We start from the raw sequence: 19,143 nt of genomic DNA, 5'->3' as shown, positions 1-19,143 counted from the left end.
GGTGACGGCGCGATTTCGAGAGGGATCGCGCCGCCACCGGGCTTCGCGGAATCGCGCGGTCAGGCGCGGTTGGTGGCGTAGGCCTCCAGGGACGCGAGCTGGGCCGGGTCGAGGGAGGGCCGGACCGCCTTCCGGGCCGTCGCGAGGTGCGCGGCCGAAACCTCCGCCGCGGAAAGGGATTCGCGCATCGCGGTCAGGGCCGCCTCGCGGATCAGGGCCGCGCAGTCGGCGGCGGAGTAGCCGTCCAGCCCGGCCGCCAGGGCGGCGAGGTCCACATCGGACGCCAAGGGCGTGTTCTTCGCCGCCGCGCGCAGGATCGCCTCGCGGGCCTCCGCGTCCGGCGGCGGGACGTAGACGAGGCGCTCCAGGCGTCCAGGGCGGAGCAGGGCGGGATCGACCAGCTCAGGACGGTTCGTCGCGCCGAGGACGACCACGTCGCGCATCGGCTCCACGCCGTCGAGCTCCGTCAGCAGCGCCGCGACCACCCGGTCCGCCACGCCGGAGTCCGAGGACTGGCCGCGGCGCGGCGCCAGCGCATCCACCTCGTCGAGGAACACCAGCGTCGGGGCCGCGTTGGCGGCCCGCAGGAACAGCTCGCGGACCGCCCGCTCGGACTCGCCGACCCACTTGTCCATCAGCTCCGCGCCCTTGACCACGAGCACGTTCAGCCGCCCGCTGCCGGCCAGGGCGCGCACCAGGAACGTCTTGCCGCAGCCCGGCGGCCCGTACAGCAGCACGCCGCGCGGCGGCTCGACGCCGAGCCGGGTGAACGAATCCGGGTACTGCAGCGGCCAGAGCACCGTCTCGGTGAGGGCCTGCTTCACCTCGGTCATGTCGCCGACGTCGTCCAGCGTCAGCCCGCCGGTCTGCAGGTTGTCCGATGTGGACATCGAAATGGGGCGGACCGAGGCCAGCGCGTCGAGGAGGTCCTGCTGCCGGATGCGGGGATCGGCGGTGTCGTCCTGGTGCCGCAACGCCGCGCCGACCGCCGCTTCCCGGCACAGCGCCACCAGGTCGGCGACGACGAACCCCGGGGCGCGCTCGGCGACCTCGGCGAGCTGCACGTCCTCGGCCAACGGCGCGTTGCGCAGCAGCACCCGCAGCAGATCCGCGCGGGTGGCGTCGTCGGGCAGGCCGAGGGTGAGCTCCCGGTCCACCAGGCCCGGCTCCCGCAGCCTGGGGTCGATCGCCTGCGGCTGCGAGCTGGTGACGACCACGGCGAGCCGGTCGGTGCCGATCGCGCCACGGATCGCGTCGAGCGCCACGGTCGCCAGGGGCGGCGGCTCGGTGCCCGGCAGGAGGCTCTCGACGTCGGTCAGCAGCAGCACGCAGTTGCCGGTTGCGCTGGTGGCGCGGTTGATCGCGTCCTGGAGGCGTTGGGCCGCGGTGCGCGGTTCGAGCGCCGCGACGCTGGGCGCGGCGAGTTCGACGAGCTCCGCGCCGATCGCGCTCGTCACGGCGCGGGCTAGGGTGGCCTTGCCGACGCCGGCCGGGCCGCTGAGCAGCACGCCGAGGTGCGGTTCGGCGCCGAGGCGGCGCAGCAGCTCGGGCTGCTCGAAGGCCAGCCGCAGCCATTCGGTGAGGCGCTTCGCGGTGTCGCGGGAGCCGACCAGGTCGGCGACCGGGACCGCCTGCTCGGCCGGTTCGACCGGCGCCGGTTGCGGCGCGGCCGGCGGGGCGGGGGCGTCCGCCGGTGCGGCGCCGCCCCGCCATTCGACCACTGTGGACGGTTGCACGGCCACCGCGCCGGGCGGTTCGGTGGCGGCGATGGTGATCAGCTCGTTGGTCCAGGTCATGCCGATGGCGGTGGCGAGCTTCCGGCGCACCTCGCCGGCGTTCGCGGTGGTCGCCGGCGCGACGTCCTGGGGCAGCAGCGACACGGTGTCGCCGGTCCCGAAGACCTTGCCGGTCAACGCCATCCGCACGGTCTCGGGAGCAACGGTGGCGCGGGCGAGCTGGGAACCCGCGATGTTCACCCGCTTCGCGGCGGAGACCTGCACGGGCGCGACGCCCACCTCGGCGCCTTCGGTGAGGCCGAGGTTCATCAACGCCACGTCGTCGAGCAGCAGCACCCCGGTCGGGCTGCCGGGCGCGGCCGCGGCGGCCAGCGCCACGGTGACCCGGGCACCGGTCAGCTGCACGGCGTTCCACGGCCGCAATCCCAGGGCGTCGAGCACCTCGGGATGCAGGCGAACGACGCCGCGCCGGGTGTCCTTGGCGGACGGGGAGAGTCGAGCGGTCAGCGTTATCGACGGCACGCCGCGAGCTTAACCGCGCGGAACCGGCACCGACGCCGCCAACGCCCGACGCAGGGCCCGGCGGAACGTGGGTCCGCAGTTTCAATTGAAACTGCGGACCCACGGGTGTGTCGTGCCCCGGACACGCCGAAGGATGTGGACAACCCGGGGGTGCCTGTGGACAACTTCCGCAATTCAATGGAAATCGGACCTTCGATTTCCATTGAATTGCGGAACCCCGCTGGGAGGAGCCCCGCGCGCCGGGCCCCGCCGAGCCGGGCCGGGCTGCGCCGGGCGGCGCCTTCGGGGGTGGGTCGTTAGCGGCGGGGGCCGTCGTTGCGGCTGCGCCGTAACTCCAGGCGCCGCCAGCTGCGGCGGGGTCCGTCCGGGTGGCTGTGGCGTCGCGGTAGGCGGACGCGCCTGGCGGCGCCCGCCACGCTGCGGCGCAGCGGTGGGCGCAGGCCGAGCCGGCGTTGGGTGCGCCGGCGGATCGCACGCCGCTCTCGCGGCGGTGCGCTCCACGCCTCCGGGTGCTTGGCCAGCCAGTTGTGGCGGTAGACCGCGTACGGGATGTGCAGGAGGTAGATCACCATGGCGATCGCCAGCGAGATCAGCGGGAACATGATTATTCCCGCCGCCAGCAGCGCTACCAGCACCAGCAGCGGTGCCGCCGCCCTCGGCGGCACCTTCACGGTCTTCAGCGACAGCGTCGGCACCCGGCTGACCATCAGCGCCGCGATCAGCACCATCCAGACCATCACCACGTTCTGGTTCGCCCACCAGCCCAGGTAGCCGAAGTGCGCGGTCAGGACGATCGGCAGCAGCCCGAGCAGCCCGGCCGCCGGGGCCGGCACGCCGACGAAGAACTCCTTGGCGTACGGCGGCTGGTCGGCGTCGTCGAGCAGCGTGTTGAACCGCGCCAGCCGGAGCACCATGCACACCGCGAAGATCAGCGAGACCACCCAGCCGACGCGGTTGTCCTGCAGCTGCCAGGCGTACAGCGTCAGCGCCGGGGCGACGCCGAAGGACATCGCGTCGGACAGCGAGTCCAGTTCGGCGCCCATCTTGGAGGTGGCGTCGAGCAGCCGCGCGATCCGCCCGTCCAGGCCGTCGAGCACCGCCGCGACCGCGACGGCCGCGATCGCGCCGGTGAGCTGGCCGTTGAGCGCGAACTGGACCGCCGACAGCCCGGCGCACATCGCCAGCACGGTGATCGCGTTGGGCAGCAGCCGGATGCCGGGGGCGCTGTGCATGCTCATGAGGAATGCGTCCCCCGAGGCAGCTCGGCGAGGGCGGTCTCCCCGCCGATGGTGCGCTGGCCGGGCTCGACCAGGATCCGGCTGCCGGTGGGCACGTAGAGGTCCACCCGGGAGCCGAACCGGATCAGCCCGTAGGTGTTGCCGGCCTGCAGCACGTCGCCCTCGGAGACGGAGCAGACGATGCGGCGGGCCACGAGGCCGGCGATCTGCACCACGGCGACCTGGGTGCCGTCGTCGGCGCGGATGACCATCGAGTTGCGCTCGTTGTCCTCGCTGGCCTTGTCCAGGTCGGCGGAGAGGAACTTGCCCGGGCGGTAGGCGATGGTCTCGACCTTGCCGCTCAGCGGGATCCGCTGGACGTGCACGTCGAAGATCGTCAGGAAGGCGCTGATGCGGGTCATCGGCTCGTCGCCGAGGCCCAGCTCGGCCGGCGGCACCGCGGGCTCGATGTGCGAGATCGTGCCGTCGGCGGGCGCGACGGCGAGTCCCTCGCGGCTGGGCGTGGTGCGGACTGGCTCGCGGAAGAACCACGCGCACCAGGCGGTGACGATGCCGCCGAGCACACCCGCCGCGCGCCAGCGGCGGCGCAGCAGGAGGGTCGCGATGGCGGCGCCGAGCACGAACGGGCGGCCTGCCGGGTGCATCGGCGGGATGGTGTCGCGGGCCAGCGCGGCGAGGTGCGCCAGCAGGTTCTTCTTCGGTTCTTCGGCGGTGCTCATCGAGGTGCTACGCCCCTGCGTCGGCGGTCTATGGTGCGGCGGTTCGGCCGGTTCTCCGGCGCGAACGCCGAGCGCCGACCGGTGCCGTCGTCGGTACAGCATCGCGGACGCCTCACGTCAACCGACGCCAGGGGGCGTAGTTGATCAAGAACTACCCTGCTGACCTGCGTCTATCCGTTTCCGGGATGCTACCGCCAACGCGCCGCCCAGGTAACCCGGTCGGGTGATGTAAAGCGAGGAGGCCGTTCGACGTCTCCCCGTAGACGTCGGACGGCCTCCCCGGTGTGGTCCGTGCACCCCCCGACGGCGCACGGTCCTCGGTGTGTCCGCCCCCACTGGCAAGCGGTAGTGGGTTTGTGCGGACGTCTAGGAGATGTATTTGGGCGACGGTTCGTTACGCGGTTTCCAGTGTAATTGAGTTCACAAAATGTCCGTAGCCGCTTTTGGAGGACCTCACGGCGCCGTTACATGACGAAGAGTCATCAGAACCCTGGCCCTTCTCCCTCATTCGTGTCGTCGGTCTCGTCGAGGTTCATCCGCGCCCCCATCAGCTCGCCGAGACCCCGGTACGGGTCGCCGTGCTCCACGCCATCGGCCGTGCTGCGCAGCACCAGCTCGGACACGCCGTCCTCGCCGTCCTGCACGCCGATGTCGTCCAGCTCGGACACCGCGTACTCGTCCAGGTACAACTCCAGCGACAGCGACCAGCCCGCGCGGTCCTGGTCCAGCCGCGCGCGGGCCACGTCCCGGCTGTCCACCCACTGCGCGCCGGGCCGCTCCCGGAGCTCGCCGATCGGCGTGGCGGCCAGCTCGGCGAGCTGCTCCTGCTCCGCCTTGCGGAACCGGGCGAGCGTGCCGGCCAGCAGGCGCTTCGTGGTGCTGGCGGAGCTGGGCAGCAGCACCAGGCCGCGATCGGTGACCAGCAGGTCGTAGTTGCCGCCGGTGCACTGCACCGGACTGACGATCCCGGCCAGCGAGGGCTCGGGCTCCGCGGCGGGGCGGCGCGCGTGGGTCATCGGCACCCCGAGGTCGACCAGCGCCCGGTGCAGGCCCGGGATCAGCCTGGGATCAGCCACCGCCGGGCGGATCAGCCGGTCCGGGTCCAGCGGCTGCCCGTTGGCCAGCCGCACCGTCGACGGGCCGCCCCAGTCCAGCTCGTGGTGCGCCCGCCGGGCGCAGATCAGCGCGTCCACCACGGCGCTGCCGAGCAGCTCGGTCAGCGTGTCGACGGCGGCCTCGTCAATGCGTTCCGGACACAGGCCGGGGTTGAGCACTGGGTTGATCAGGTCGTGGCCCTGGCCGCGGTGGATGGCGGGCAGGATGCCCGCGATCGCCGGTTCCACCGGCAGTCCGCTCTGCGCCACGGCGGAACTCAGCAGCGCGGCCCGCTCGGCGACGTGGGCGGCGCCGGCCAGCCGGGCCAGCTCCGGCCAGCCCAGCCGGCGCTTGAGGCCGTCGACCATCAGGCGGTCTTCGAGGTCCGGCACGCTCTTGCGCGGGTTGCGCAGCAAGGCGAACGCGGGCCGGTCGTCGATGTCGCGGCCGCTGACCTTGATCCGCTTCATCGCTTCGATGCGCCGGCGCGCGGGCAGGTGGGTGCGGCTGCCGTCCTCGCCCTCGGCGATCGCCTTCTTGACCCGCTCGGCGAGCTCCGGTTTGCGGGTCGGGTGCTCCATGAAGTTGCGGAAGCCCAGCAGCACGTCCGGCGTGTGGCCCACGGCCTTGGCCATGCTGAGGTACTCGTCGGAGTACTCCTGCCAGCCGAGCTCGATGGCGATCCGCTTCCGCAGCGCCGTGGCGGCCGCGCGGGTGCCCGCCTCCCGGACCGCGATGGCGTCGGCGGCGAGCTCCAGGTCGTGGCCGGTGGTGGCCGCGATCGCGGTGAACAGCCGGGCGTAGCCGGTGAACATCCATTTGACGGGGCCGCCGGTGAGCCCGTCGACGGTTCGCTCGACGCTCGCCGACGCCCGGTAGGCGGTGACCGTCAGCTTGCTGCGCCCGGTCAGCCTGCCGAGCTCGTGCGCCACCACGGCCCGCAGCTCGCTGACGTTCAGCGCGGCCAGCAGCGGCAGCCCGAGCTCCAGGTAGCGGGTCCGGATGCGCAGGCCCAGCAGCGCGGTGTCCTCGCGGATGTTCGCGGTCGGGTCGGAGGTGATGCGGATTTCGTCGGGCAGCGGTGCGGCCGCGTCGGCGGCGATCGACTCCACCATCCGCCACAGCTGCGGCTGCTCCGCTCGGTCCAGCCGCACGCCGCGCGGCCGCACCCGGCTGCGCAGCACGGCGCGCAGCCCGATCGCGAAGAGCGCGCCGACGGCGACCGCCGCGAGCGCGGCCTTCATGCCGCTGGACTGGTCGTATCGGAAGGTGAACGCCGAGATCGCGAGCAGCCCGAGGACCAGCGCGATCGGCGCGAGGAAGAAGCCGATGTGCAACGCCAGCGCCAGGGCGGCGCGCCAGGGGCCACGCACGGTGCAGAACTCCGGAGGGGTGGTCGGTGATGGTGGTGCAGTCTTGGGGACGCCGGTGCCATCCGTCAACCAGATGATCTTCCGGGTGCCCGGGGCGAGCTACTCCAGCAGCATTACGTCCACTGTGGACCCCGTGGCGAGTTCGGTCACGTCCTCGGGGATTTCCAGCAGGCAGTTCGCCCTGGCCAGGCCCGCCAGCAGGTGCGAGCCGGGCGCGCCCTGCAGCGTCACCCCGCCGGTGGCCGGGTCGAACCGGCCCCGGCGGTACTGGCGCTTGCCCGCGGGCGCGGACAGCGGCTCGGTCAGCCTCGCCTGCCGCACCGGGCGGCGGGTGGCCAGGTGCCCGGCCGCGGCGCGCAGCGCGGGCCGCACGAACACCTCGAACGACACCATCGCGCTGACCGGGTTGCCGGGCAGCGTCACCACGGCGACGCCGTCCCGGTACCGGCCGCAGCCCTGCGGCATCCCGGGCTGCATCGCGACCTTGGTGAACTCGACGCCGGTGCCGGTGAGCGCGTCCTTGACGACCTCGTAGGCCCCGGCGCTGACGCCGCCGGAGGTGATCAGCAGGTCGGTGTCGGCCAGGTGCGGGGCGAGCGCGGCGTGGAAGGCCTCGACGTCGTCCGGCACGAACCGCAGCAGCGTGGCCTCGCCGCCGGCCTCGCGCACCGCGGCGGCCAGCATCAGGCCGTTGGACTCGTAGATCTGCCCCGGCTGCAGGGTCGTGCCGGGCGCCACCAGCTCCGATCCGGTGGACAGCACCAGCACCCGGACCGGCCGGTGCACGGGCAGTTCCGCGGCCCCGACGGCGGCGGCGACGCCCAGCTGCGACGGCGCCAGCGTGGTGCCCGCCGCCAGCACGGTGGCGCCCGCCGTGACGTCCTCGCCCGCGCGGCGCACGTGCGCCCCCGGCTGCACGGCGGCGAACATCCGCACCTGCTCGGTACCGCCGTCGGTGCGTTCCACCGGGATCACCGCGTCCGCGCCCGGCGGCATCTGGGCGCCGGTCATGATCCGGTGCGCGGTGCCCGGCTGCAGCGGCGGCACGTCCACCCGGCCGGCCGGGATGTCCTCGTGGACCGGCAGCAGCACCGGCTGCTCCGGCGTCGTGCCGGCCAGGTCGACGGAGCGGACGGCGTAGCCGTCCATCGCGGAGTTGTCGAACGGCGGCAGCGAGATCGGCGCGGTCAGGTCCGCGGCGAGGGCCAGCCCGAGGCAGTCCGCCAGCGGCTTGACCACCACCGGCGTCGGGGCGAGCAGGGCGGCGATCTTCGACTGGTGATCTGCGACCGCGGTCAGAGCGGGTGTTCCGGTTCCGTGCGACACGCCCAGATCATCGGTCATGGACACCCCCGCTGTCCCTACCGGCGTGCGAATAGTCGCACCGATCAACGTGGCAGACTCGTCCCCGGGCTCGTCTAGGAGGTAGCCGTGCAGGTTCGCACCCGTCACACGCCGTCGTTCGGGGTGGCCCGGCTGATGCTCGCCCCGGGCGAGCCGGTGCAGGTCGAGTCCGGTGCGATGCTCGCCACCAGCTACGGCGTGACCGTCGAGGCCCGCGCCCAGGGCGGCTTCCTGAAGTCGCTGGCCCGCGCCGCGCTTGGCGGCGAGTCCTTCTTCGTGTCCACCTATACGGCCCCGCAGCAGGGCGGCTGGGTGGACGTGGCGCCGAACCTGCCGGGCGACCTGAACGTCCTGGAGCTCGACGGCCGGATCGGTTGGTGCGTGACCAAGGGCTGCTGGCTCGCGTCCGCCAGCACCGTGCAGGTCGAGACGCAGTGGGGCGGCTTCCAGAACCTCTTCGGCGGCGAGGGCGGCTTCATGACCCACGTCGGCGGCCAGGGTCCGGTGGTGGTCTCCTGCTACGGCGCGCTCGACGTGGTGACGCTGCAGCCCGGCGAGTACGTCACGATCGACACCGGTCACGTCGTGGCTTACGCCGACACGGTGCAGAGCCGGCTGCGGCAGATGAACCAGGGCATCGCCCAATCGCTCAAGAGCGGTGAGGGCCTGGTGTTCGATTTCGCCGGTCCCGGCCAGGTGCTGACGCAAACCCGCAATCCGCGAGGACTCGTCACCTGGTTGCAGGCAAATGGGTTGGGCGCGCGCTCCTGAGTGCGAGTTGCGCAGCTTGTGCATAGCCGTCGCTTCAAAGGGCTAGTGCGAATTTCGCCGAGAGCGCAAATGGGCTCATGCATTCGGACGAATTCCCGAGTCAGCCCACTCCGATAACTGAACGTGGCCGACGACGACACCCGTTCGGCCCAGCGTTTAACGGAAAAGTTGCATTGCCGAACCCGCGACGAGGCCTGCTTTCTGGGGTAGCGTTGCCGTTGCTCCAGCGGCGCTTTGGGTGCCGTGCGTCACTTTTAGAGGAGGACGCCGTGGCGGTCGGCACGGTCAAATGGTTCAACTCGGAGAAGGGCTACGGATTCATCGCGACAGACGGTGGATCCGATGTTTTCGTCCATTACTCCGCGATCAACATGTCTGGTTTCCGAACCCTTTCCGAAGGGGATCGGGTCGAATTCGAAGTGAAAGCGGGACGCGACGGCCGCACCCAAGCAGACGGTGTCCGCAAGGTCTGAAGCACAGAAGTACTGTCCAAGACTCCTTTTGCGCAGGTGGTCATCCTGCGCAGGTGGGCCAAGCGGCTGCGCCGCTTCAAAGGCGGAAACTCGTTCGACGGCCCGGTTCCCGTTCGCGGGGCCGGGCCGCGGCGCGTGTGGAATCGATGTCATCACGGTGTTGTCGAACACCGGGACGTGCGTGATCGCGAAACGTTAGGCTGCTCCGCGTGTCGGCAGACCTCACCGGGCAGCGCCTCGGCCATTACAAGATCGACGGAGTGCTCGGCCGCGGCGGGATGAGCGTGATGTACCGCGCCACCGATACCCGGCTCGGTCGCAAGGTCGCGCTCAAGATCATGGGTGAGCACATCACCGGTGACGCGGAGTTCCGCGAGCGGTTCGTCGACGAGGCCCGCAACACCTCGGCCATCGACCACGCCAACATCGTGCCGCTGTACGACTTCGGCGAGGTCGACGGCATGCTCTACATCGCGATGCGGCTGGTCGACGGGTCCGACCTGGCCAGCCTGATCAAGGACGGGCCGATCTCGCCCAAGCGCGCGCTGGAGCTGCTCTCCCAGGTCTCCGAGGCGCTGGACATGCTGCACGAACGCGGCCTGGTGCACCTCGACCTGAAGCCGGCCAACGTGCTGGTGACCTCGCGCGAGTCCGCCAACGAGCACGTCTACCTCGCCGACTTCGGCCTCACCCGGCGCGGCGCGACCGGGCACCGCACCGCCAGCGGCGACTTCCTCGGCTCGCCGACCTACGCGGCGCCCGAGCACCTGCGCGGCGAACCGGTGGACGGCCGCACCGACCAGTACGCGCTGACCTGCATGCTGTTCGCCTGCCTGACCGGGCGGCCGCCGTTCCAGGGGCAGGTCCAGGACGTCATCCAGGGCCACCTGGGCGCGGAGCCGCCGCCGGCGACGTCGCTGGTGGTGCTGCCCGGCGGCATCGACGAGGTGCTGCGCCGCGGCATGGCGAAGAAGGCCGACCAGCGCTTCACCAACTGCAAGGAGCTGATCGCGGCGGCTCGCGCCGCGCTCGGTCCGGCCGCCGGCGGCGAAACCCCGCCGCCGCCCCGCCAGGTGGCCCCACCCGCGGCTCCGATGTCCGGGCCGATGTCCGGGCCGATGCCGGTCCAGTACGCGCCGCCCGCGCCGCCCGGCTATCCGCCCTACCAGCAGCAGCCGCCGCGCCCGCTGCCGCCGCCCGGCAACGACCCCGTGCGGCTGCGGCCGCCGATCCCGGCCGGTTCGGCGGCGTTCGCGACCAAGTCCGGCAGCTCGGCGAAGTGGATCGTGCCGGTGCTGGCGGGCATCGCGCTGGTGGTGATCGTGGTCATCTTCGTTGTGATGGCCAACTCGCTCGGTGGCTCCGGCGGCGGCAGCACCGACTCGACGGCGACGGAAACTTCCTCGTACAACAACAGCGACCTGCCCACGTCGGTGCCCACCCGCTGACGGGTCTCGCTTGCACTCGACTGGTGAGAGTGCTAAACACGGTATTGGCACTCAGCAAGGTTGAGTGCCAGGTCGGGGCGGTGAGGCCGTCTCCGGCGGTGCCACCAGACGGCGCCGCCGCACGGTCGTCCGTCGCGGGCACCGAACCTGGCCGAGCACGAGTCCTGCCGTGGGGTGCGCAAACCCGCCACCGCGGCGTCCAGACAGGTGGAGGACCACACCGCAATGGCCAAGATGATCGCGTTCGACGAGGACGCCCGCCGCGGTCTTGAGCGCGGCATGAACACCCTCGCTGACGCCGTCAAGGTGACGCTCGGGCCGAAGGGCCGCAACGTCGTGCTCGAGAAGAAGTGGGGCGCGCCGACGATCACCAACGATGGTGTCTCCATCGCCAAGGAGATCGAGCTCGAGGACCCGTGGGAGAAGATCGGGGCCGAGCTGGTCAAGGAGGTCGCCAAGAAGACCGACGACGTCGCGGGTGACGGCACCACGACCGCCACCGTGCTGGCCCAGGCGCTGGTGCGCGAGGGCCTGCGCAACGTCGCGGCCGGCGCCAACCCGATCGCCCTGAAGCGCGGCATCGAGAAGGCCACCGAGGCGATCGCCGAGCAGCTGCTCAAGAACGCCAAGGAGATCGAGACCAAGGACCAGATCGCCGCCACGGCCGCGATCTCGGCCGGCGACCGTCAGATCGGCGAGCTCATCGCCGAGGCGATGGACAAGGTCGGCAAGGAAGGCGTCATCACCGTCGAGGAGAGCAACACCTTCGGCCTGGAGCTGGAGCTCACCGAGGGTATGCGCTTCGACAAGGGCTACATCTCGCCCTACTTCGTCACCGACTCGGAGCGGATGGAGGCGGTCCTGGAGGACCCGTACATCCTGCTGCTGAGCTCCAAGGTTTCGAACGTCAAGGACATGCTCCCGCTGCTCGAGAAGGTCATGCAGGCCAACAAGCCGCTGCTGATCATCTCCGAGGACGTCGAGGGCGAGGCCCTGGCCACGCTGGTCGTCAACAAGATCCGCGGCACCTTCAAGTCGGTCGCCGTCAAGGCCCCCGGCTTCGGCGACCGCCGCAAGGCGATGCTGCAGGACATGGCGATCCTGACCGGCGGCCAGGTCATCAGCGAAGAGGTCGGCCTCAAGCTGGAGAACGCGGACCTGAACCTGCTGGGCCGCGCCCGCAAGATTGTCGTCACCAAGGACGAGACCACCATCGTCGAGGGTGCCGGCGACGACGAGCAGATCGCCGGGCGGGTCAACGAGATCCGTGCCGAGATCGAGCGCTCGGACTCCGACTACGACCGCGAGAAGCTGCAGGAGCGGCTGGCCAAGCTGGCCGGCGGCGTGGCCGTCATCAAGGCCGGTGCGGCGACCGAGGTCGAGCTCAAGGAGCGCAAGCACCGCATCGAGGACGCGGTCCGCAACGCCAAGGCCGCGGTCGAGGAGGGCATCGTCGCCGGTGGCGGCGTCGCTCTGCTGCAGGCCGCGCAGGCTGCCTTCGACGGTCTCAACCTGACCGGTGACGAGGCGACCGGCGCCAACAGCGTGAAGATCGCCGTCGAGGCGCCGCTGAAGCAGATCGCCATCAACGCCGGCCTCGAGGGCGGCGTTGTCGCGGAGAAGGTGAAGGGCCTCACCTCCGGCCACGGCCTCAACGCCGCGACCGGCGAGTACGAGGACCTGGTCCAGGCCGGCGTCCTCGACCCGGCCAAGGTCACCCGTTCGGCGCTGCAGAACGCCGCCTCCATCGCCGCGCTGTTCCTGACCACCGAAGCCGTGGTCGCGGACAAGCCGGAGAAGGAGAAGGCCGGCGCCCCGGACCCGACCGGTGGCATGGGCGGCATGGACTTCTGATCCACGCTGCTGTCGCTTTTTCGAAGGGCCGTCCCCGCTCGGGGACGGCCCTTCGGCCGTTCCCGGGGGCGTTTTCGCGCGAAAACGGCGTTCCGCGTGCCTGGCAACGCCGTTTTCGCGCGAAAACGGCGTCGCTGCCTTCCTGGCCGGCGGAACAGGCGGGCCTCGCCGGGCTTCCGCCGCCCGGTTACGGTGCGGGTGTGGGAGCGCTGCTGGAAGTGATCGTGCTGGACGCCGCCGAGACCGAGGCCGCCCAGGCCGGTGGTGCCGACCGGTTGGAGCTGGTGCGGGACCTGGCCGCCGACGGGCTCACGCCGGAGCCGTCGACCGTGCGCAGCGTGCTCGCGGCCACCGACCTGCCGGTGCGGGTCATGGTGCGCGACCAACCCGGCTTCGCCGCCGATGCCGATGCGCTGCGGCGGCGGGTGGGTGAGCTGCGGGAGGCCGGGGCGCGGGAGTTCGTGCTCGGGTTCCTCGACGCGTACGGGCAGGTGGACGTGGGCGCCACCCGCGAGGTGCTCGCCGAGCTCGACGGGTGCCCGTGGACCTTCCACCGCGCGGTCGACCACGCCGCCGACTACCGGCTCGCCTGGGACCAAGCGGTGTCGCTCGGCCCGGACACCGTGCTCACCGCAGGCGCCGCCGACGGCGTCGACGAGGGCCTTGCCCACCTGCGAGAACGCGCCGAGCGGCAGGACGTCGACGGCGTGGCGCTGCTCGTCGGCGGCGGCCTGCGCCAGGAGCACCTCGCCGACCTGCGGGCCGCCGGGGCCCGCGCCTTCCACATCGGCACCGGTGCTCGCGTCGGCGGATCGGTGCAGGTGGAGCGGGTTCGGAGCTGGCGCGAGCTGCTCATCTGAGCGTCACCGCCACCACGACCGGCCGGGCGGAACGAGCGCCGTTGATATTGTTCGTTGCTTGCAGTGCGAATGATCACGGCGCTCCCGGGTGCGGCGGCGGCTGGGAGCGGCGTGTGATGTCCTGTGGGCCGGTGGCAGTCCAGGTGAGGTAGGAGTCATGCTCGGTCGAAACGTCCGGCGGTCCGCCGTGGTCGCGACGCTCATGTGCGTCGTGCTGGCGGCCTGCACGAACACCACGCCGCAGGAGCCGACGCCGACCGCGCCACCGCCGCAGTCGCTGCCCGCGACCGGGCTGCCGCAGGTCACCCCGCAGCCGCAGGAGATGCAGCGGCTCGGCGACGACATCCCGGTGCGGGGCAAGGTCGAAGTGGTCGTCGATCCGCTGGTCGACCAGCCCACCCGCGACCTCGCGGTCCTGGTGCTGCGGCTCGCCGGGGCGAGCGACGTCGTGGTGCGCGAACCCGGCCCGCCGTCCGAGGGGGCCGCGCTGAGCGTCCGCATCGGCGAGCGCACCTCGCCGACGGTGGTGAAGGGCCTGCAGGAGCTGGGCTTCGCCGCGCCCGCGCCGCTGCCGCCCGAGGGCTACGTGCTGGCCGGTCGCGGCGGCGGCAACCCGGTCGTCTTCATCGGCGCCTCCGACGCCGCCGGCGCCTACTACGGCGTGCAGACGTTGCGGCAGATCGCCTCGCCGGGCCGCCTCGCCGGGGTCGGCATCGTGGACCACCCGTCGATGCCGCTGCGCGGCACCGTCGAAGGCTTCTACGGTCCACCTTGGACGCACGCCGAGCGCATGGACCAGCTGGCCTTCTACGGCGACGTCAAGCTGAACACCTACATCTACGCGCCCAAGGACGACCCGTACCACCGGGAGAAGTGGCGCGAGGCGTACCCGGCCGGCGACCTGGCCCAGGTGAAGCAGCTGATCCAGCAGGCCGCGGCGCACCACGTGAAGTTCACCTTCGCGCTCTCCCCGGGCACCTCGATCTGCTACAGCGACGACGCGGACTTCCGCGCGCTGCTGGCGAAGCTGCAGACGGTGTACGACGAGGGAGTGCGCGACTTCTCCGTGCCGCTGGACGACATCTCCTACACCCGCTGGAACTGCGCGGGCGACGAGGCGAAGTACGGCAAGCCGTCCGAGGGCGCGGCCGGGCAGGCGCAGGCGGAGCTGCTGAACCGCGTGCAGCGCGAGTTCGTCGACACCCATCCCGGCGTGGCGCCGCTGCAGTTCGTGCCGACCGAGTACTCCGACGTGGAGGATTCGGCCTACAAGACGGCGATCCGCACGGCGCTGGACCCGCGCGTGCTGGTGATGTGGACCGGCGACGGCGTGATTCCGCGCCAGATCACCGTTTCCGACGCGCAGCAGGCCGAGAAGGTCTGGGGTCGCAAGCTCTTCCTCTGGGACAACTACCCGGTCAACGACTTCGACGGTTCCGTCGGGCGGCTGCTGCTCGGACCGTACGAGAAGCGCGAGCGCGGGCTGAGCGGGCAGCTCGTGGGCGACGTGTCCAACCCGATGAACCTGGCGGCGGCGAGCAAGGTCGTGGAGATCGGTGCGGCCGATTTCGCTTGGAACGACGCGGCTTTCGACCCGCAGCGGGCCTGGCGGGCGGCGGCCGAGTACCTGGCGGGCAGGCGCGCGGCCGGTGAACCTGGGCTGGTCGCCGATCAGGCGACCGTCGACGCGCTGATGGTGTTCTTCGACCTGGAGCACATGGCGCCGCTGCCCAGCGGGCGGCCGTGGTTGCCGCCGGCGCCGGAGCTGGCGCGGCGGATCCAGGAGTTCCGCGACGGCTGGGACCGCGGCGACCGAGCGGGTTCGGCGGCCGCGCTGCGCGGCTACGCGCAGGCGATCGCGGATGCGCCGGAGCAGATCGGGCGGGGCGTGCCTGCTGACTTCGTCGCCGATGCGAAGCCGTGGCTGACGGCCACCGAGCTGTGGGGCAAGGCGTTGGTGGCCACTGTGGACGGTCTGCAGGCGCGGGCGAACGGCGACGAGGGGAGCACCTTCGGGCACTTCACCGCGGCGCGGCAGTTCGCCGACCAGGCCAAGCAGATCCGCACCTTGCCCGGCGAGGTCCGGCCCCAGGGCCAGGTGCTGGTCGCCGACGGCGTGCTCGACACGTTCATCGAACAGGCCCCCGGCATCCGCTGACGGTGCAGTTTCAATGAGGTTTTTCCAACCTCGTTCTGCGTGGCGGTGCGGGTGGCGGCCCCCTGCGGGAGTTACAGCGCCCGCCTGGCTGTGGGTGCCCTGACTTATGTATGCCCAATACACGGCGTCAGGGCCGTCCTCGCGTCCTCGCCAGGCGAACGCTGAGAACCCGCGGCGGTGCCAGTTGCGAGGGCGGGCCTGAAAGCGCCTGACGGCGCTTGGCGACGGCGCGCACTCAGGCGCAGGTCAGACGCCGCAGCTGCGGTACCCGACCAGGATGAAAAACCCTCAATTGAAACTGTGTTTCTCCGACTGCAGTTCCAATTGAAACTGGCCGTCACTCCTGCGGGACGAGCACCCAGCAGACGAGGTAGATGACGATGCCGGCGCCGAAGCCGAGCAGCGTGGCGGCGACCAGCAGGACGCGGAGGATCGTGGCGTCCACGTTGAGCCCCTTGGCGGTGCCTGCGCAGATCCCGGCGATCATGGCGTCCTCCCGGCTGCGGCGGAACTTCCGAACCGGAGACTCGGCGGTGGTCTGGGTGGTGGAGAAGTTCTCGGTCATGCCTCCAGCTTGCGCCCCGGAGGAGCCGGAGACCTCGGGGTACGACCCCGACCCGACCCGGATTCCCCGGCCGCCGACCCCTGGGGCGTCAGGCGGCGGAGGGGCGGTGGATGTCGAGCAGGTTGGAGCTCTCCCGCTCCCAGCGGTCGTACAGCGCGTCCCGGCCGTAGCGGGCCACCAGCTGGGCCTCCTCGCGGGTGATCGGGACCAGCGTGATCAGCTGGAGGACCGGCTCGCCCGCCTCGTCGAGCAGGACGTCGAACGAGTCGCCGAGGTAGGGGTGCGGTGCGGCGAGCGCGCCGCAGATCTCGGTGTCCGGCAACAGGATCCGGTCGTTCATGATGAGCGCGCCGTAGCCGACCCGGCTGTTGCTCTCGGTCAGCAGCTCGGCGATCACGCCCGTCAGGTGCCGCGCGTAGAGCTCCTGCTCCGACTGCAACGTGCAGATGAGCTCCTGGGGCAGCGGCGCGCCCGCCGTGCGGTCGCGTAGGCCGCTGGTCAGCACCGAGACGTGCGCGCCGTCCGGGTGGTCGCAGTAGACGAGGTGGTAGCCCCGATCGCGCCCGTCCGCCAGCCGGCTGTCGGCGCCGCGGACCCGGCCGATGTGCGTCTCAACGTGTGCGGGGAACCCGCTGAACCGGCTCATGCACCACCCTCCGAAACCTCCGCGATCCTACGGAAACGGGCAAGAGCATCGACCACGGCCGCCGCGCCCCGGGTGAACGATCGGCCGGGCACGCGAGTCGATCGCCGTCTTGGAGGTTGGCACAGCGGGTGGCGCGGTTCCGGCCCCGCTCGCCGGATGATCCGATGATCGCCTTCGGGCCGGTGGTTCGAATACGCTCGGCGGCATGGCGGTGGATGACGCGCTCGACATGAAGTCCCCGGCCGAGGTCGCGACGGCGCTGGACGACACCGGGTACCTGCCCGACGAGGGCATCGCGACGGCGGCGTTCCTGGCGATGCGGATGCGTCGCCCGTTGCTGTGCGAGGGCGAGCCCGGCACCGGCAAGACGGCGCTGGCGCAGGCGCTGGCCGCGGCGCTCGGGGTCGACCTGATCCGGTTGCAGTGCCACGAGGGCATCGACGCCGCGCAGGCCCTCTACGACTGGGACTTCCCGCGTCAGCTGCTGCACCTGCGCACGCTGGAGGCGGCCTCCGGCGGCGAGCTGGACGCCGACGCCGCCGAATCCTCGCTGTACACCCCGAGGTTCCTGCTGGCTAGGCCGCTGCTGCGCGCGTTGCAGGAGTCGCCTTGCGTGCTGCTGGTCGACGAGATCGACCGCGCCGACGACGAGTTCGAGGCGTTCCTGCTGGAGGTGCTGTCGGAATACGCGGTGACCATTCCGGAGTTCGGAGTGGTGCGGGCGCAGCAGCCGCCGATCGTGATCCTGACGTCCAACCGGACCCGCGAGGTGCACGACGCGCTGAAGCGCCGCTGCCTCTACCACTGGCTGGAGCACCCGGGCCTGGAGCGGGAAGTGGCGATCCTGCGGCGCCGCCTGCCGGGGCTGGACGCCCGGCTGGCGGAGCAGGTGGCCGCGGCGGTGCAGCGGATGCGGCAGATGGAGCTGCTGAAGCCGCCGGGCGTGGCGGAGGCGCTGGACTGGGCGCAGGCGCTGCAGGCGCTCGACCAGGACGAACTGGACACGGAGATCGCCGCGAGCACGCTGGGCGCGGTGCTGAAGTACCGCGAGGACGCCGAACGGGTCCGCGCCGCGGGCATCGTGGCGCCCTGAACTGCTGGAACCGAACGCCGAGGAGGGGGCGATGGAGCACACCGCGACCGGCTTGGTCGGCTTCGCCCGCGCCCTGCGGCACTCCGGGATGGCCTGCGGCCCCACCCGGGTCCAGGCCTTCCTCGCCGCCACCGAGCACGTCGGCCTCGACCGCTCCGCGGTCTACTGGGCCGGCCGGCTGACGCTGTGCTCCGAGCCGGACGATGTGCCCCGCTACGACGCTGCCTTCGGCAGCTGGTTCGGCGGCGCTGCGCTGCCCGCCGAGTCGCCGGGCCGTCCGCTGCCGCGTCCGGCGCGGATCGCTGCGCTCTCCGCGGCCGATGGCGGCGACCAGGACGGCGACGCGGACAAGCCGCTTGCCGCCGCCGCCAGCGACGCGGAGGTGCTCCGCCGTCGCGACCTCGCGGAGCTCGGCACGGCGGAGCGCGAGCACCTGCGGCGCATGCTCGCGGTGCTGCGCCCCGAGCCGCCGACGCGGCCCGCGCTGCGGCATCGCCGCAGCAAGCGCGGTGCGCTCAGCTCGCGCGCGACGCTCCGCGAGCTGCTGCGCTCCGGCGGCGAGCCGTTGCGGTTGCGCCGCCAGAAACGCTCTCGGCGGCCGCGCCGGGTGGTGCTGCTGATCGACGTCTCGGGTTCGATGAGCCCGTACGCCGATGCGCTGATGCGGTTCGCGCACGTCGTGGTGCGGCGTTCGCCCGCCAGCACCGAGGTTTTCACGCTGGGCACCCGCATGACCCGGGTGAGCCGGCAGCTCCGGCAGCGCGATCCGGAGGCCGCGTTGCTGGCGGCTTCCCGCGCCGTGCCGGATTTCTCCGGCGGCACCAGGCTCGGCGAGACGCTGCGGGTCTTCCTGGACCGGTGGGGGCAGCGGGGCATCGCGCGGGGTTCCGTCGTCGTGCTGTTCTCCGACGGCTGGGAGCGCGGCGACTCGGCGGAGCTGGGCGAGCAGATGCGTCGGCTGCGGCGGCTGGCGCGGGCGGTGGTCTGGGCCAACCCGCATGCCGGGCACGACGGGTACCAACCGGTGCAGTCCGGGATTGTCGCGGCCCTGCCGCACGTTGACCGGATGGTGGCGGGGCACAGCCTGCGCTCGCTGGAGGACGTGTGGTCGTGGGTGCGCCGGTTGTCCCAGCCGGGATCGGCGCCGGAGGAGCGAAGTGCGGGTTTCAGGCAGAACTGACCGGGCCCGGTGCGGTGAACGGCCCGTTCGTCCCGATGGGCGAGGTGAACAGGCCGTTCGCGTCGCCC

15 protein-coding genes are annotated in these 19,143 nt (G+C 71.8%); 8 read left to right on the top strand and 7 right to left on the bottom strand.

What is annotated here, in order from left to right; genetic code table 11:
- Positions 1-59: 59 nt before the first annotated feature.
- The 5 genes from BLW84_RS23270 to moeA all read right to left on the bottom strand — a co-directional run bounded on the left by BLW84_RS23270 (position 60) and on the right by moeA (position 8,027).
- Positions 60-2,258, bottom strand: a complete 2,199-nt coding sequence (locus tag BLW84_RS23270; protein ID WP_093268705.1) for an AAA family ATPase — start codon at positions 2,256-2,258, stop codon at positions 60-62.
- Positions 2,259-2,554: 296 nt separating this feature from the next.
- Positions 2,555-3,496, bottom strand: a complete 942-nt coding sequence (pssA, locus tag BLW84_RS23265; protein WP_093268702.1) for a CDP-diacylglycerol--serine O-phosphatidyltransferase — start codon at positions 3,494-3,496, stop codon at positions 2,555-2,557.
- The gene (locus BLW84_RS23260; protein WP_093268700.1) at positions 3,493-4,215 is read right to left on the bottom strand and encodes a phosphatidylserine decarboxylase; all 723 of its coding nucleotides are present in this window, start codon (positions 4,213-4,215) and stop codon (positions 3,493-3,495) included. Before BLW84_RS23260 ends, pssA begins: the two co-directional genes overlap by 4 nt.
- Positions 4,216-4,697: 482 nt before the next feature.
- The gene (locus tag BLW84_RS23255; RefSeq protein ID WP_093268697.1) at positions 4,698-6,683 is read right to left on the bottom strand and encodes a M48 family metallopeptidase; all 1,986 of its coding nucleotides are present in this window, start codon (positions 6,681-6,683) and stop codon (positions 4,698-4,700) included.
- Between the two features lie 99 nt (positions 6,684-6,782).
- Positions 6,783-8,027 carry a molybdopterin molybdotransferase MoeA gene (gene moeA / locus BLW84_RS23250; RefSeq protein WP_093268832.1) on the bottom strand — a complete coding sequence of 415 codons (1,245 nt, stop codon included), beginning with the start codon at positions 8,025-8,027 and terminating at the stop codon, positions 6,783-6,785.
- An 87-nt stretch (positions 8,028-8,114) separates the two neighbouring features.
- Here moeA and BLW84_RS23245 point away from each other — a divergent pair, with 87 nt between their 5' ends.
- The 6 genes from BLW84_RS23245 to BLW84_RS23220 all read left to right on the top strand — a co-directional run bounded on the left by BLW84_RS23245 (position 8,115) and on the right by BLW84_RS23220 (position 15,591).
- Positions 8,115-8,798 (top strand): TIGR00266 family protein, encoded by a 684-nt coding sequence (locus BLW84_RS23245; RefSeq protein WP_093268695.1) that lies wholly within the window; start codon positions 8,115-8,117, stop codon positions 8,796-8,798.
- A gap of 269 nt (positions 8,799-9,067) precedes the next feature.
- Complete coding sequence (locus BLW84_RS23240) at positions 9,068-9,271, top strand: cold-shock protein (RefSeq protein WP_093268692.1); 204 nt, start codon at positions 9,068-9,070, stop codon at positions 9,269-9,271.
- A 209-nt stretch (positions 9,272-9,480) separates the two neighbouring features.
- Entirely contained in the window at positions 9,481-10,719 is a 1,239-nt protein-coding gene (locus BLW84_RS23235; RefSeq protein ID WP_093268689.1) for a serine/threonine-protein kinase, read from the top strand.
- Positions 10,720-10,944: 225 nt separating this feature from the next.
- Positions 10,945-12,573, top strand: coding sequence for a chaperonin GroEL (gene groL / locus BLW84_RS23230; RefSeq protein ID WP_093268687.1), 1,629 nt, complete (start codon positions 10,945-10,947; stop codon positions 12,571-12,573).
- A gap of 200 nt (positions 12,574-12,773) precedes the next feature.
- Entirely contained in the window at positions 12,774-13,433 is a 660-nt protein-coding gene (locus BLW84_RS23225) for a copper homeostasis protein CutC (RefSeq protein WP_093268684.1), read from the top strand.
- A gap of 157 nt (positions 13,434-13,590) precedes the next feature.
- Positions 13,591-15,591, top strand: coding sequence for a glycoside hydrolase family 84 protein (locus BLW84_RS23220; RefSeq protein WP_093268682.1), 2,001 nt, complete (start codon positions 13,591-13,593; stop codon positions 15,589-15,591).
- A 337-nt stretch (positions 15,592-15,928) separates the two neighbouring features.
- Here BLW84_RS23220 and BLW84_RS23215 read toward each other — a convergent pair whose 3' ends face one another.
- A complete protein-coding gene (locus BLW84_RS23215) occupies positions 15,929-16,156 on the bottom strand; it encodes a PspC domain-containing protein (protein WP_093268679.1) in 228 nt (75 codons plus the stop codon).
- 88 nt (positions 16,157-16,244) lie between these two features.
- Entirely contained in the window at positions 16,245-16,802 is a 558-nt protein-coding gene (locus BLW84_RS23210) for a suppressor of fused domain protein (RefSeq protein ID WP_093268677.1), read from the bottom strand.
- 205 nt (positions 16,803-17,007) lie between these two features.
- Between BLW84_RS23210 and BLW84_RS23205 the strand changes: the two genes are divergently transcribed.
- Together BLW84_RS23205 and BLW84_RS23200 are read left to right on the top strand one after the other, a co-directional pair.
- Positions 17,008-17,895 (top strand): AAA family ATPase, encoded by an 888-nt coding sequence (locus BLW84_RS23205; protein ID WP_093268674.1) that lies wholly within the window; start codon positions 17,008-17,010, stop codon positions 17,893-17,895.
- 31 nt (positions 17,896-17,926) lie between these two features.
- The gene (locus BLW84_RS23200) at positions 17,927-19,075 is read left to right on the top strand and encodes a vWA domain-containing protein (protein ID WP_093268672.1); all 1,149 of its coding nucleotides are present in this window, start codon (positions 17,927-17,929) and stop codon (positions 19,073-19,075) included.
- The last annotated feature ends 68 nt before the right edge of the window (positions 19,076-19,143 follow it).

It is taken from the genome of Saccharopolyspora shandongensis (genome assembly GCF_900106995.1).
Lineage (GTDB): Bacteria > Actinomycetota > Actinomycetes > Mycobacteriales > Pseudonocardiaceae > Saccharopolyspora > Saccharopolyspora shandongensis.
The sequence above is the reverse complement of the archived record's forward strand: the minus strand, read 5'-3'. Positions and strand labels throughout refer to the sequence as shown.

Bases quoted from the DNA above. Each gene is read 5' to 3' on its own strand.
- pssA (WP_093268702.1), bottom strand. From the start codon at position 3,496: ATGAGCATGCACAGCGCCCCCGGCATCCGGCTGCTGCCCAACGCGATC.
- BLW84_RS23260 (WP_093268700.1), bottom strand. From the start codon at position 4,215: ATGAGCACCGCCGAAGAACCGAAGAAGAACCTGCTGGCGCACCTCGCC.
- moeA (WP_093268832.1), bottom strand. From the start codon at position 8,027: ATGACCGATGATCTGGGCGTGTCGCACGGAACCGGAACACCCGCTCTG.
- groL (WP_093268687.1), top strand. From the start codon at position 10,945: ATGGCCAAGATGATCGCGTTCGACGAGGACGCCCGCCGCGGTCTTGAG.
- BLW84_RS23220 (WP_093268682.1), top strand. From the start codon at position 13,591: ATGCTCGGTCGAAACGTCCGGCGGTCCGCCGTGGTCGCGACGCTCATG.
- BLW84_RS23215 (WP_093268679.1), bottom strand. From the start codon at position 16,156: ATGACCGAGAACTTCTCCACCACCCAGACCACCGCCGAGTCTCCGGTT.
- BLW84_RS23210 (WP_093268677.1), bottom strand. From the start codon at position 16,802: ATGAGCCGGTTCAGCGGGTTCCCCGCACACGTTGAGACGCACATCGGC.
- BLW84_RS23205 (WP_093268674.1), top strand. From the start codon at position 17,008: ATGGCGGTGGATGACGCGCTCGACATGAAGTCCCCGGCCGAGGTCGCG.
- BLW84_RS23200 (WP_093268672.1), top strand. From the start codon at position 17,927: ATGGAGCACACCGCGACCGGCTTGGTCGGCTTCGCCCGCGCCCTGCGG.